The sequence below is a fragment of the Pseudomonas sp. GD03862 genome (assembly GCF_029840855.1).
GTDB classification, from domain to species: domain Bacteria; phylum Pseudomonadota; class Gammaproteobacteria; order Pseudomonadales; family Pseudomonadaceae; genus Aquipseudomonas; species Aquipseudomonas alloputida.
The window spans coordinates 1-13,093 of the sequence record NZ_JAOCDI010000057.1 but is presented as its reverse complement, the minus strand read 5'-3'; the positions used below and the strand labels follow the sequence as shown (position 1 = coordinate 13,093).

Annotated in this window: 14 protein-coding genes; 10 read left to right on the top strand and 4 right to left on the bottom strand. The window is 62.5% G+C overall.

What is annotated here, in order from left to right:
- Nucleotides 1-89 precede the first annotated feature (89 nt).
- The gene (locus tag N5D53_RS25015; RefSeq protein ID WP_104960572.1) at nt 90-2,033 is read left to right on the top strand and encodes an FTR1 family protein; all 1,944 of its coding nucleotides are present in this window, start codon (nt 90-92) and stop codon (nt 2,031-2,033) included.
- A gap of 62 nt (nt 2,034-2,095) precedes the next feature.
- On the opposite strand, the gene N5D53_RS25010 is transcribed toward N5D53_RS25015, so the two are convergent.
- Nucleotides 2,096-2,341 (bottom strand): TIGR02647 family protein, encoded by a 246-nt coding sequence (locus N5D53_RS25010; RefSeq protein ID WP_003255900.1) that lies wholly within the window; start codon nt 2,339-2,341, stop codon nt 2,096-2,098.
- 69 nt (nt 2,342-2,410) lie between these two features.
- Entirely contained in the window at nt 2,411-2,713 is a 303-nt protein-coding gene (locus N5D53_RS25005; protein ID WP_010951568.1) for a hypothetical protein, read from the bottom strand.
- A 148-nt stretch (nt 2,714-2,861) separates the two neighbouring features.
- Between N5D53_RS25005 and N5D53_RS25000 the strand changes: the two genes are divergently transcribed.
- Nucleotides 2,862-3,524 (top strand): glutathione S-transferase, encoded by a 663-nt coding sequence (locus N5D53_RS25000; RefSeq protein ID WP_019439226.1) that lies wholly within the window; start codon nt 2,862-2,864, stop codon nt 3,522-3,524.
- 124 nt (nt 3,525-3,648) lie between these two features.
- On the opposite strand, the gene argH is transcribed toward N5D53_RS25000, so the two are convergent.
- The gene (gene argH / locus N5D53_RS24995) at nt 3,649-5,043 is read right to left on the bottom strand and encodes an argininosuccinate lyase (protein WP_014589296.1); all 1,395 of its coding nucleotides are present in this window, start codon (nt 5,041-5,043) and stop codon (nt 3,649-3,651) included.
- A gap of 297 nt (nt 5,044-5,340) precedes the next feature.
- Here argH and N5D53_RS24990 point away from each other — a divergent pair, with 297 nt between their 5' ends.
- The 7 genes from N5D53_RS24990 (at nt 5,341) to rsd (ending at nt 11,720) form a co-directional block, all read left to right on the top strand.
- Nucleotides 5,341-6,084 (top strand): LytTR family DNA-binding domain-containing protein, encoded by a 744-nt coding sequence (locus N5D53_RS24990; protein ID WP_010951571.1) that lies wholly within the window; start codon nt 5,341-5,343, stop codon nt 6,082-6,084.
- 118 nt (nt 6,085-6,202) lie between these two features.
- A complete protein-coding gene (hemC, locus tag N5D53_RS24985; RefSeq protein ID WP_190869789.1) occupies nt 6,203-7,144 on the top strand; it encodes a hydroxymethylbilane synthase in 942 nt (313 codons plus the stop codon).
- Complete coding sequence (locus N5D53_RS24980) at nt 7,141-7,908, top strand: uroporphyrinogen-III synthase (protein ID WP_104960574.1); 768 nt, start codon at nt 7,141-7,143, stop codon at nt 7,906-7,908. Before hemC ends, N5D53_RS24980 begins: the two co-directional genes overlap by 4 nt.
- 45 nt (nt 7,909-7,953) lie before the next feature.
- On the top strand, nt 7,954-9,054 hold the full coding sequence (locus N5D53_RS24975) for a uroporphyrinogen-III C-methyltransferase (protein ID WP_104960575.1): 1,101 nt from the start codon (nt 7,954-7,956) through the stop codon (nt 9,052-9,054).
- Nucleotides 9,051-10,289 carry a heme biosynthesis protein HemY gene (locus N5D53_RS24970; protein ID WP_010951574.1) on the top strand — a complete coding sequence of 413 codons (1,239 nt, stop codon included), beginning with the start codon at nt 9,051-9,053 and terminating at the stop codon, nt 10,287-10,289. Before N5D53_RS24975 ends, N5D53_RS24970 begins: the two co-directional genes overlap by 4 nt.
- 222 nt (nt 10,290-10,511) lie before the next feature.
- Entirely contained in the window at nt 10,512-11,018 is a 507-nt protein-coding gene (locus N5D53_RS24965) for a disulfide bond formation protein B (RefSeq protein ID WP_010951575.1), read from the top strand.
- Between the two features lie 231 nt (nt 11,019-11,249).
- Nucleotides 11,250-11,720: a sigma D regulator gene (rsd, locus tag N5D53_RS24960; protein ID WP_104960576.1), complete on the top strand. Its 471-nt coding sequence runs from the start codon at nt 11,250-11,252 to the stop codon at nt 11,718-11,720.
- 8 nt (nt 11,721-11,728) lie between these two features.
- On the opposite strand, the gene N5D53_RS24955 is transcribed toward rsd, so the two are convergent.
- Nucleotides 11,729-12,367 carry an FKBP-type peptidyl-prolyl cis-trans isomerase gene (locus N5D53_RS24955; protein ID WP_049588040.1) on the bottom strand — a complete coding sequence of 213 codons (639 nt, stop codon included), beginning with the start codon at nt 12,365-12,367 and terminating at the stop codon, nt 11,729-11,731.
- A gap of 178 nt (nt 12,368-12,545) precedes the next feature.
- Between N5D53_RS24955 and N5D53_RS24950 the strand changes: the two genes are divergently transcribed.
- A partial coding sequence (locus tag N5D53_RS24950; protein WP_279841000.1) for an AlgP family protein occupies nt 12,546-13,093 on the top strand: 548 nt, incomplete at its 3' end.

Here is a 13,093-nt window from a genome sequence, read left to right as displayed (position 1 = left end):
CGCTATGCCCTCCACTTCATCTGATTTGTAGCAAGATTTTTCATGAAATCTGCCCAGCACCCTTGAGTGAAGCAAAGTGGAAGTGAACAATGTTCTCTTTCGCATTTCCTTCGAGACTGGCCATGAAAACCCGTTCCCGTCTGCTTGCCTGGCTGCCGGCTGCATTGCTCGGCCCGGTGCTGGCGCTGTGCAGCACCTTGGCGCTGGCCGAGTCCCCCGCCGAGGCTGCCAAAGCCCAGCACTTGCTGGACTACATTGGCGCCGACTACCCGCCGACCGTGCAGGACGGCAAGGTGATCGACGAGGGCGAATACCGCGAGCAACAGGAGTTCAGCGCGGTATTGGCTGACCTGGTCAAAGGCCTGCCCGCAAATACTGAACAAGCGGCTTTGGAACAGGGCGTCCAGGCGCTGCGCCAGGCCATCGACCAGCGTCAGGAAGGTACTGCGGTCGCCAAACAGGCCCGGCAGCTGGGTGCGCGACTGGCGGTGGCCTACGAGGTCAGCCAGGCCCCGGTGATTACCCCGGACCCCGCCCGCGGCGCTGCGCTGTACGCACAGAACTGCTCGATCTGTCACGGCGCCACCGGCGCCGGCGATGGCCCGGCTGGCGTGGGCCTGGAGCCTGCACCCGCCAACCTGCGCGATGTCTCGCGCCTGGACCAGTTAAGCCTGTTCGACCTCTATAACACCCTGGCCCTGGGTATAGACGGCACCGAAATGCCGTCGTTTGCCGACCAGCTGGACGACCGCCAACGCTGGGATGTGGCCGCGTATATCGCCAGCTTCACCGCCAAGCCGGAAGCGGGCAAAGGTGACAAGACCTGGAACCTCGCCGACCTGGCTCGCCAAACCCCGGCCGAAGTCGCCGTCAACGAAGGCACTGCGGCCGTCGAGGCATTCCGCGCCCAGCGTGCCCAGCCGCCGCAGGTAAAGCGCGGGCCGGCGCAATTGCTCGAATACACTGCCAGCACTCTGGACAAGAGCCTGGCGGCCTACCGCGCAGGCGACCACGATCAGGCCTATGACCTGTCGGTGGCGGCCTACCTGGAGGGTTTCGAACTGGTGGAAAGCTCGCTGGACAACATCGACACCCAGGCGCGCAAGGACACCGAAAAATCGCTGATGGCCTACCGTCAGTCCCTGCAGGACGGCCTGCCCGTGGCCCAGGCCGAACAGCGTCTGGCCGACGCCAAAACCAAGCTCGAGCAGGCGGCCAAGCTGCTGGGCAGCGATGGCCTGAGCTGGACGCTGAGCTATATCTCCGGTTTGCTGATCCTGCTGCGTGAAGGCCTCGAGGCGATTCTGGTGCTGGCGGCGATCCTGGCCTTCCTGCGCAATACCGGGCAGCAGTCGGCAGTACGTAGCGTCAACATCGGCTGGGGCCTGGCGCTGGTTGCCGGCTTCGCCACCTGGGCGCTGGCGGCCTATGTGATCGATGTGGGGGGCGCTCAGCGCGAGCTGCTGGAAGGCTGCACGGCGTTGTTCGCCGCGGTAATGGTGCTGTGGCTTGGCGTGTGGATGCATGACCGCCGCCACGCTGCCGCCTGGAAGGACTACATCAAGAGCAGCCTGGTCAGCGGTGGCGGGCGTTTCGGCTTTGCTGTGCTGGCATTCTTCTCGGTGTACCGCGAATTGTTCGAAGTGATCCTGTTCTACGAGACCCTGTGGCTGCAGGCAGGCCCCGCCGGGCATCAGGCGGTGCTGGCGGGTGGCGCGACGGCACTGGTGCTGCTGGTGGGCCTGGCCTGGGTGATTCTGCGGGGTTCGGCCAAGCTGCCGCTATCGCTGTTCTTCAGCATCAACGCCGCGCTGCTGTGCGCGCTGTCGGTAGTATTCGCCGGGCATGGCGTGAAGGCGCTGCAAGAGGCCGGTGTGCTGGGCACACGGCCAGTGGCGTTCTTTGAGTTCGACTGGCTGGGGATTCATGCCGATGCCTACTCGCTGTCGGCGCAAGCGGTGGCCTTGCTGGCCATCGTGTTCCTTTACGGCCGCTCGTGGCTGGCGGAAAAGCGCAGTGCTGCGGCCAACTGACTGGAGCCTGCGCGGTCCCACAGGGACCGCGCAAGGTCTCAGATTTTGCGCAAGCCTGATGCTCAGGCTGGCTGTGGCGCCTTGAGAATGTTCTGCAGCAGTTGGACACTTTCAACGGCGTCATGACCCAGGCTGGTCAGGTAGCCGCCATCCGGCTGATCGGTCAGCCCCTTCTCATGCAGGCGTTGCGCAGCCGCGATCAGGGCAGGGGATGCGGTGCTGGTTATCTTGATGCCTTCCTGGCTGCTGTCGTGTTTGAACAGCGCGAGTACTTCCATTTCGTCGATCAAATCGGGGGTAAAAGGCATGACGACTCCTGACTTCCAGACAAGGATTGCGGCACTTTCTACGGTGCCTGATCTTCGAGTGTAGCCGGGTTATTCGTCGTCGCCTTGATCCATCTCAGGCGGCAGCTCCGGCAGTGCCCGCAGAGCGTTCTCATACCACTCGCCGTTGAACGCACGGTCCTCTACCAGCATGTTGTCGATCTCGAAGGCCAGCACATGGGCCATCAGGTTCAGAATGTCTTCACGCTCATAGCCGACCAGCGTCAGCTTGTTGAAAGTGGCCTTTGCTGCAGGCGGCTCGCCGCTTTCGATCTGGTTTTCGATGGCCTGGGTCAGCGTTGCCTCGGCGAAGGCTTCGTCGTCGTCATTGTCGATGTCGGTGGGCTCGCTCATCGCGGTACTCCTAGGATGGGATGCAACAGTGTGCCATGCCTGTGGCGGCAATGCCCGGGCATTGACGGGGTGCATGACGCTGGTCAGTGGCAGGTGTTCAGTCTATAAAGTCCACGCCAACCCCTTACGGCCTGGAGGCTGTTTCGTCATGCTCAAGCTTTATGGATTCTCGGTCAGCAACTACTACAACATGGTAAAGCTGGCCCTGCTCGAAAAAGGCCTGCCTTTCGAGGAAGTCACCTTCTATGGCGGCCAGGCGCCACAGGCGCTGGAAGTGAGCCCGCGGGGCAAGGTGCCGGTGCTTGAAACCGAACATGGCTTCCTCAGCGAAACCAGTGTGATCCTCGACTATATCGAGCAGACCCAGGGTGGCAAGGCACTGCTACCAGCCGACCCGTTCGGCCAAGCCAAGGTGCGGGAGCTGCTCAAGGAAATCGAGTTGTACATCGAGCTGCCTGCGCGTACCTGTTATGCCGAGTCGTTCTTTGGCATGTCGGTCGACCCGCTGATCAAAGAGAAAGCGCGTGCGGACCTGCTGGCCGGGTTTGCCACGCTCAAGCGCAACGGGCGCTTTGCCCCCTATGTTGCGGGCGAGCAGTTGACGCTGGCAGACTTGATGTTCTGCTTCTCGGTCGACCTGGCCAACGCGGTGGGCAAGAAGGTGCTGGACATCGACTTCCTGGCGGACTTCCCGCAGGCCAAGGCGTTGCTGCAACTGATGGGGGAGAACCCGCACATGCCGCGGATCTTGGCGGACAAGGAAGCGTCGATGCCGGCCTTCATGGAGATGATCCGCAGCGGCAAGCGCTGAGTCTGGTGTTGAGCCCTTCGCGGGCATGCCCGCTCCCACAGGTCTGCACCGTTTTTGAAACTTGTGCAATACCTGTGGGAGCGGGCGTGCCCGCGAACGAGGGCGAAGCCCTCGCCTTGGGGGGTTAGCGAGACGCCAACAGGGCCTTGCCACGCACTACGGCAGCACGCACCTGCGCCGGCGCCGTACCACCAATGTGGTCACGCGCATTCACCGAGCCTTCCAGAGTCAGCACGGCAAACACGTCCTGCTCGATCTGGTCGCTGAACTGGCGCAGTTCGTCCAGGCTCATCTCGGCCAGGTCCTTGCCAGTGTCCACACCATACTTCACCGCGTGGCCAACGATCTCGTGGCAGTCACGGAACGGCAGGCCACGGCGAACCAGGTAGTCGGCCAGGTCGGTAGCGGTGGAGAAACCGCGCAGGGCCGCTTCACGCATGATGGCGTGCTTGGGCTTGATCGCCGGGATCATGTCAGCGAAGGCCCGCAGCGAGTCGCGCAGGGTATCGGCGGCGTCGAACAGCGGTTCCTTGTCTTCCTGGTTGTCCTTGTTGTAGGCCAGCGGTTGGCCTTTCATCAGGGTCAGCAGGCCGGTCAGGGCGCCGAACACGCGGCCGCTCTTGCCCCGTACCAGCTCTGGCACGTCCGGGTTCTTTTTCTGCGGCATGATCGAGCTGCCAGTGCAGAAGCGGTCCGGAAGGTCGATGAACTGGAACTGCGCGCTGGTCCACAGCACCAGCTCTTCGGAGAAGCGCGAAAGGTGCATCATCGCCACGCTGGCAGCGGCGCAGAATTCGATGGCGAAATCACGGTCCGACACGCCATCCAGCGAGTTGCCGGCCACGGCTTCAAAGCCCAGCAGCTTGCAGGTCAGTTCACGGTCGATCGGGTAGGTGGTGCCGGCCAGCGCGGCGCTGCCCAGTGGCATGCGGTTGGTGCGCTTGCGGCAGTCGACCAGGCGCTCATAGTCGCGGCTGAGCATTTCGAACCACGCCAGCAGGTGGTGGCCAAAGGTGACCGGCTGCGCCGTCTGCAGGTGGGTGAAACCAGGCATGATGGTTTCGGCTTCACGCTCTGCCTGCTCCAGCAGGCCCTGCTGCAGGCGGGTGATTTCGGCCAGGATCAGGTCGATTTCGTCGCGCAGCCAAAGGCGGATGTCGGTGGCCACCTGGTCGTTGCGGCTACGCCCGGTGTGCAGCTTCTTGCCGGTGATGCCGATGCGGTCGGTCAGGCGTGCTTCGATGTTCATGTGCACGTCTTCGAGGTCGACACGCCAGTCGAAGTTGCCGGCTTCAATCTCGCCCTGGATGGTTTTCAGGCCATCGATGATGGTGTCGCGCTCGGCATCACTGAGCACGCCGACCTGCGCCAGCATGGTGGCATGGGCAATCGAACCCATGATGTCGTGACGGTACAGGCGCTTGTCGAAATCTACCGAGGCGGTGAAACGGGCGACGAAGGCGTCGACGGGCTCACTGAAGCGGCCGCCCCAGGACTGATTGGTCTTCTCGGTGCTCATGGATTCACTCATTGCAGGCGTGAACGAAAAAGTGGCGTCGATGATAGCAGGGTTGGGCTGGCTGCCGCAGGGCGCCGGTCGAGAGAAATGCCCGGAAAATCGCAGAGAAGGATTTCAAGGAATGAACGGCAGTGTTCCACGGACCGTCTACAGTTGGACAAAGGACTGGCAGTGAATCTGCCGGGCCGAGTGAATCTTTGGCCATCGCACCGGTCTAGAGCGTGACCGCAGTGTCGCTCGAACCACACCTGTCTACGCTATACCTGTGCGAGACTCATTCAGGAATCCAGCGCAATTATGAATGTCCTGATCGTTGATGACGAACCCCAAGGCCGTGAACGCCTCACCCGGCTGCTCGGCGAACTGGAGGGTTACACTGTGCTGGAGCCCAGCGCCACCAACGGCGATGAGGCCTTGGCGCTGATTGAAAGCCTCAAGCCCGATGTGGTCCTGCTGGACATCGGCATGCCAGGCCTGGATGGCCTGCAGGTTGCCGCTCGCCTGTGCGAACGCGAGGCGCCGCCCGCGGTGGTGTTTTGCTCCGGGGATGATGAATACGGTGCAGAGGCATTCAAGGACAGTACCCTCAGCCATGTGACCAAGCCCTTCCAGGCCCACGCCTTGCGCGATGCCCTGCGCAAGGCCGAAAAACCCAACCGCGCCCAATTGGCGGCGCTTACCCGGCCGGCCAATGAAGGCGGCGGCCCACGCAGCCATATCAGCGCCCGCACGCGCAAAGGCATCGAACTGATCCCGTTACCCCAGGTGATCTATTTCATTGCCGACCACAAGTATGTGACCTTGCGTCACGAAGCCGGTGAAGTGCTGCTTGACGAGCCACTCAAAGCCCTGGAAGACGAATTTGGCGAACGCTTCGTGCGCATCCACCGCAATGCGTTGGTCGCCCGCGAGCGCATCGAACGCTTGCAGCGCACCCCACTGGGTCACTTTCAGCTGTATCTGAAAGGCCTGGACGGCGATGCCTTGACCGTTAGCCGTCGCCATGTGGCCGGTGTGCGCAAGATGATGCAGACCCTCTGAGGCCCTTGGACTCGGCCCGCACCTGCACCTGACTGCGTATGACCTGTTGATCCGTATCTGCAAGCGATACCGGCGATGCTGTTATGATCGACGGTATTTCTCTGGATCGGGGCGTTTCATGTCCACTCGCGAAATCCGCATTGCCACCCGTAAAAGTGCTTTGGCCCTGTGGCAGGCCGAATACGTCAAGGCCCGCCTCGAGCAGGCCCACACCGGTCTGCAGGTGACCCTGGTACCCATGGTCAGCCGCGGTGACAAGTTGCTCGACGCGCCGCTGGCAAAAATTGGCGGCAAGGGGCTGTTCGTCAAGGAACTGGAAACCGCGCTGCTGGACAACGAAGCCGACATCGCCGTGCATTCGATGAAGGACGTGCCCATGGACTTCCCCGAGGGCCTGGGCCTTTACTGCATCTGCGAGCGTGAAGACCCGCGTGATGCCTTCGTTTCCAATACCTTTGACAGCCTCGAAGCGCTGCCCGCCGGCAGTATCGTCGGCACCTCAAGCCTGCGCCGTCAGGCCCAGTTGCTGGCGCGCCGCCCGGACCTGCAAATCCGTTTTCTGCGCGGCAACGTCAACACCCGCCTGGCGAAGCTGGATGCCGGCGAGTACGACGCCATCATCCTCGCCGCCGCGGGCCTGATCCGTCTGGGCTTCGAAGACCGCATCACCTCCACCATCAGCGTCGATGACAGCCTGCCGGCAGGTGGTCAGGGCGCGGTGGGCATCGAGTGCCGCAGTGCCGACGATGAGATCCATGCACTGCTGGCGCCACTGCACCATGTCGACACCGCTGACCGGGTGATCGCCGAGCGCGCGCTGAACAAACGCCTGAATGGTGGCTGCCAAGTGCCGATCGCCTGCTACGCGGTTCTTGAAGGTGACCAGCTGTGGCTGCGTGGCCTGGTCGGCCAGCCTAGCGGCGGGACCTTGCTGGTGGCCGATGCCCGTGCACCCCGTGCTGCTGCCGAGGCCTTGGGCGTGCAGGTGGCCGAAGACCTGCTGGGGCAGGGCGCCGAGACCATTCTCAAGGAAGTCTACGGCGAGGCCGGTCACCCGTGAGCCAATGGCGCCTGTTGCTGACCCGGCCTGCCGAGGACTGCGCGGCGCTGGCGCAAAGCCTGGCGGCAGCGGGCGTGGGCAGCAGTTGCCTGCCACTGCTGGAGATTGAACCCATTACCGTGGAAGCCCCACAGCGGCTGTCGCTGGAAGGCTTGCATGACTTCCAGGCGATCATTGTGGTCAGCAAGCCGGCCGCCCGGCTGTTGCTTGAGCATCTGGCCGAGACCAGCAACCGGCCTCCGCAGCGAGGCTGGTTCACCGTGGGTGAGGCAACCGCCGGGGTGCTGCAGGGTGCTGGGCTGAAGGTTTGCTTTCCGCCGCGTGGCGATGACAGCGAAGCCTTGCTGGCACTGCCGGCCCTGCGCCAGGCACTTACCGAGCCGGCACCGCGTGTCTTGATCGTTCGCGGCGTCGGAGGTCGCGAACTGCTGGCAGAGCGTCTTGCAGAGCAAGGTGCTAGTGTCGAATATCTGGAACTGTATCGTCGCTGCCTGCCGGCCTACCCGGCGGGTACGCTGATGCGCCGCATTGAAGCGGAACGCCTCAATGGCCTGGTGGTCAGCAGTGGGCAGGGTTTTGAACATTTGCAGCAGATGGCCGGTGCCGATTGGCAGCGGTTGGCCCAGTTGCCGCTGTTCGTGCCCAGCCCGCGGGTCGCCGAGCAGGCCAAGGCCGCTGGGGCCCAACAGGTTGTGGATTGCCGTGGCGCCAGTGCCACGGCCTTGCTGGCAGCCGTGCAGCGTAGCGCTGCACCTGCCTCTTAAGGCGCTAAGCTGAATGCGGTGCGCCCCCATGCAAAGGATGGATACGTGAGCGAGACTGTCTTGTCCAATAACGATAAACCGTCGGCGCAGGCGCCTGCGGAACCCGTTACCACCCCACCTGCCAAGCGCTCCGGCAGTGGCCTGGCAGCGCTGGCCTTGCTGCTTGGTGCGGCCGGGGTGGCGGTAGGTGGCTGGGGTGTCTGGCAGGTGCGTCAACTGCAGGGCAGTGAGTTCAACCAGGGCCAGCACATCGAGGCGCTGAACCAGCGCGCCGAGGCGCTGCAGCAACGTGAACAGCAGATCAGTGCGCAACTGGCCAGTCTGCCAGCCGCCAGCGAGCTGGAAGACCGCCGGCGCTTGGTAGCCCAACTGCAGGGCGACCAGCAGCGTCTCAGCCAGCGCCTGGAAACCGTGCTGGGAGAAAGCCGCAAAGAGTGGCGCCTGGCTGAAGCCGAGCACCTCCTGCGGCTGGCTACCCTGCGCCTTTCGGCGTTGCAGGACATCACCAGTGCCAAAGCCCTGGTCGAAGGCGCCGACGAGATCCTGCGCGAGCAGAGCGACCCGGGTGCCTTCGCCGCCCGCGAGCAACTGGCCCGCAGCCTGGCCACGCTCAACAGCACTCAGCAACCGGACCGTACTGGCCTGTTCTTGAAACTGGCTGCGCAGCGTGAGCTGGTACAGCAGCTGAGCGCCCAGTCCCCCGAGTTCGACAGTAACGCCGATGCGCTTGGCGCCCTGACCGCCGACGGTGATGGTGCCAGCAGGCTGTCGCAGTGGTGGGCAGAAATATCCAAGTACTTCCAGATCGACTTCAATGCCGATGAAAACGTGCGTCCGTTGCTGGCCGGGCAGCAACTGAACCAGCTGCGTCTGGCCCTGAGCCTGACTATCGAGCAGGCCCAGTGGGCGGCGCTCAATGGTGATGCCAAGGTTTACACGCAGGCGCTGGACGACGCCCGCAGCGTACTGCTGGCCAACTTCAACGCAGACAATCCGCAAAGCAAGGCCATGCTCGACAGCCTCAATGCCTTGGCCGATCAGCCGGTGTCGGTGGTTACCCCTGACCTTAGTGAAAGCCTGGCGGCAGTGCAGGCCTATATTCAGCGCCGTCACCTGCCGGCCGAGGCTGAAGGGGGCAAGCCATGAAGCGTGTCTACCTGTTGGCCGTGCTTGCGATCGTGGTTGCTGCGGCACTGGGCATCGCGGTTGCCAAGCACAGCGGCTATGTACTGATTTCCTATGGTGGCTTCCGTTATCAGTCGGGGCTGTGGGCAGCCTTGGCGGGTATTTTGGCGGTCGTCCTGCTGCTGTGGTTGCTGCGCTATCTGGTCGGCCTGGTGCTGACTTCCAGTGGTGTGGTCAACCCGTGGTCACGGCGTAACCGCAGTCGACGTATCCGCCTGGCGATCGAACAGGGCCAGCTCGATCTTGCCGAAGGCCGCTGGGCCAGTGCCCAACGGCACTTGCACCGTGCCGCCGAGGCGGAGCGCCAACCGTTGCTGTACTACCTTGGTGCCGCGCGTGCCGCCAACGAGCAAGGCCGTACCGAAGACAGCGACAACCTGCTGGAGCGTGCCCTGGAGCGCCAGCCGCAAGCGGAGCTGGCCATTGCCCTGACCCATGCCCAGTTGCAAATGGACCGTGGCGAAAACGATGGGGCCCTGGAAACCCTGCTGGCCATGCAGGAGCGCCACCCGCACAACGGCCAGGTGCTGCGCTTGCTGCAACGCCTGTACGTGGAGCGCGGCGACTGGTCTGCACTGATCCGCCTGCTGCCCGACCTGCGCAAGGGCAAGGTGCTGCCGCCCGCCGAGCTGGCTGCTCTGGAGCAACGTGCATGGGGTCAGAACCTGAGCCTGGCGACCACCCGTGGCGAAGATGCGCTCAGTGCACGTCAATCCTTGGAGCGCGCCTGGCAGCAGCTGACCGCAGCCCAGCGCCAGGAGCCACAACTGGTGCTGGCGTACGCCGAGCAACTGCGCCAGGTAGGTGCCCAGAACGAGGCCGAACAAGTACTGCGCACGGCCCTCAAGCGCGACTACGAAAGCCACCTGGCCCGCCTTTACGGCCTGGTGCGTGGTGATGACCCGGCGCGTCAGCTGCAAACCGCTGAAGGTTGGCTCAAGGCTCACCCGCAAGACGCCAGCCTGCTGCTGACCCTGGGCCGTCTGAGCTTGCAAAACCGCTTGTGGGGCAAGGCGCGTGACTACCTTGAAAGCAGCCTGCGCATGGAGCGCAACCCCGAGGCCTGTGCAGAGCTGGCCCGCCTGCTCGCGGGGCTGGGCGAGACCGAGCGCAGCAACCAGCTGTTCCAGGAGGGTCTTGGCCTGCTGGACGAGCGCCTGCTGGCGCTGCCTTTGCCAGAAGGCGTACGCGCCTGACCTACCCCAAGGCCCGCGCAAAGGTGCGGGCTTTGGGGGCAGGTAATTTATCTTTCGCTGTCAGTTTGATCTGAAGTCCATTTCTTCCGTCGCCTCCTACGGCATATCTGGAAATTTCCTACGCGATTCAGTGACTTGTCGTTGCTGTCGTGCCTTGAAACAAAGCGTGTCTTTCCTCTACCGTTTCAAGCCACTACTTTTTCCCCGGGACCTTCACCGCCCATGCTGCCGGCCCGTTTGCGCACCTTTTTTCTTCCTGCCTGCCTGGTCGCACTGGCAGTACTGGTTGCGTCCTTCCGTCTGGAAAACACAGTGGGGCTGATGCCGTGCCCATTGTGCCTCAGCCAACGGTTGCTGCTTGGCGGGTACGCGCTCCTGTGTTTCGCAGCCGTGCTGCAGGCGCCGGGCACTCGGGGCATCCTTCGTTATGCTCGGCTGGCCCTGGGCTGCTCGCTGGCCGGCGCATTGCTGGCAGCACGGCATGTCTGGTTGCAGGGGGCTGAGGGGGTCAATGAGGTATGCCCGGTGCCGATCGGGCGAGTGTTCGAGCAATCCTGGAGTGAGGCGGCACGGCAACTGCTGCTGGGTGGCCCGGATTGCCGTTCGCTTGCCTGGAGTTTTCTCGATCTGACACTACCGGAATGGAGCCTGTTGGCCTTCCTGCTGCTGGCGGTGCTGCCCTTGAGTTGCCTGCTGGCGTATCGTTTCCGCACCTTGGCAAGAACATGACCTGGCGCAAGGTTGTGCCATTAGCGCGACCAATGGTGATGTAACAGGGTATTAAACACTTGTATGAACTTTGTGTGCTGCGTACCTTGAAGGGCAGCACGCGCGGGAATAATCTCCCAGCACGCATACCGGAAAAACAACTGCTCGATGCCGTCCTGCTGATGTCACCTTTGTGCTGCGCGGTCGTGGTGCGAGGTGCAGCGGCATCTACCCAGAAGGGAAGAGATCGCCATGCTCGATAGTTGTCAGAACGCCCAGGAACGCTGGGGTGGGGTTCACAAGCTGATCGACCGTTGGCTGGAGGAGCGCCAGGAACTGGTGCAGGCTTTTCGCGCCCTGCGCGATGTGAGGCCAGCCTTCGCCGACAAGGACACCAACGGGGACTTTTGCGCCCTTCTGGTCGACTACGTTTCGGCGTGGCACTTCGAAGTCTGCGAGCAACTGGTCAGCGAGGCCAAGGCGTTCGGAGACGAGAAGGCGCTGAAACTGGCCGAAGAGATCAACCCACGGATCAACGACAGTACTCAGATCGCACTGGCCTTCAATGACCATTGCACCAAGGGGGAGTGCAAGGACACCGAACGCTTTGCCGAGAAGCTGGCCAAATTGGGCGGGTTGTTGCATGAGCGCTTCGAGCTTGAAGACTGCCTGATCGAAGTGCTGCACAACGCACACAAGGAAGAGGGTGCAGTGCAGGCCTGAGGTTGGCGTCAGTCGCCAACCGCCAGCAGTTCAATCTCGAATACCAAGGGGGTGTAGGGTGCAATCAGGTCTCCCGCCCCCTCGGCGCCATAGGCTTGCGCTGAAGGAATTACCAGGCGCCATTTGGCGCCGGTGTGCATTTTCGGCAAGGCGACCTGCCAGCCTTCGATAACCGAATCCAGGTTGAACCATTGGGGGGTCTGGTTCTGGTCGAATATTGAGCCGTCCGGCAATCTGCCCACATAGCGCACTTGCACTTTGCCGCCCGCTTTTGGCTGTGCACCCGTGCCTGCCTGCAATTCGCTGTACAGCACACCTTCCGTTAGTTCGTGCACCCCATAACGCCCACGTTCATTAGCCATGAAACGCGTTTCGGCGGCCTGCAGCTTTTGCGCAGCGGCGTCACCTTCCTGGGCTTCATGCTGCTGCAGCACTGCCTGCATGCGTGCCTTGTCGAGTTTCAGGGGTTGCCCCTGATAGGACTGCTTCAGGCCTTCGACCAGTGCATCCAGCTGCAAGCCCGGCATCTCCTGGCGCAGGCGTTCACCCAGGCTGGCACCCAGGCTGTAGGCCAAATCGTGGTCGTCGTTGTCGGCCAAGGCGAGGGGCGCCATCAGGCATAAACCCAAAACAAGATATCGAGGCAACGCCTGACTCCCAAATACCAGCAATGATTAATTCAGCAACTACACTTTCACGCAGCTGCAAGATAACAACTTTGCCCAGGCATGCAACGCGGCGTAAACATTACGGTCAACATGCCCTAGCGGCGGTAGCAGCAGAAGCATAGTATGAGCCGCAATCTCGTCAGCCAGGAGGTAAACCATGTCGGCCAAAAAGAAGCCAGTAAGTACGCCGTTACACCTGCTCCAGCAACTTTCGGGCAGCTTGCTCGAACACTTGGAAGAGGCCTGCTCGCAAGCGCTGGCTGATGCGGAAAAACTGCTGGCGAAGTTGGAAAAGCAGCGTGGCAAGGCGCAGGAAAAACTGCACAACGGTCGCCTGAAACTACAAGACGCGGCCAAGGCAGGTAAAGCCAAGGCGCAAAGCAAGGCGCAAAAAGCCATCGGTGAACTTGAAGAACTGCTCGAGTCTCTCAAGGAACGTCAAACCCAGACGCGCTCTTACATTCAGCAACTCAAACGCGATGCTCAGGACAGCCTCAAGCTGGCTCAGGGTGTAGGCAAAGTACGCGAAGCTGCAGGCAAGGCCCTTGATCAACGTGCGGCCAAACCGGCTGCCAAGGCAACCGCTGCTGCCAAGCCTGCGGCCAAACCAGCTGCCAGGGCGACCGCTGCCGCCAAGCCTGCGGCCAAACCGGCTGCCAAGACGACCGCTGCCGCCAAGCCTGCGGCCAAACCAGCTGCCAAGAC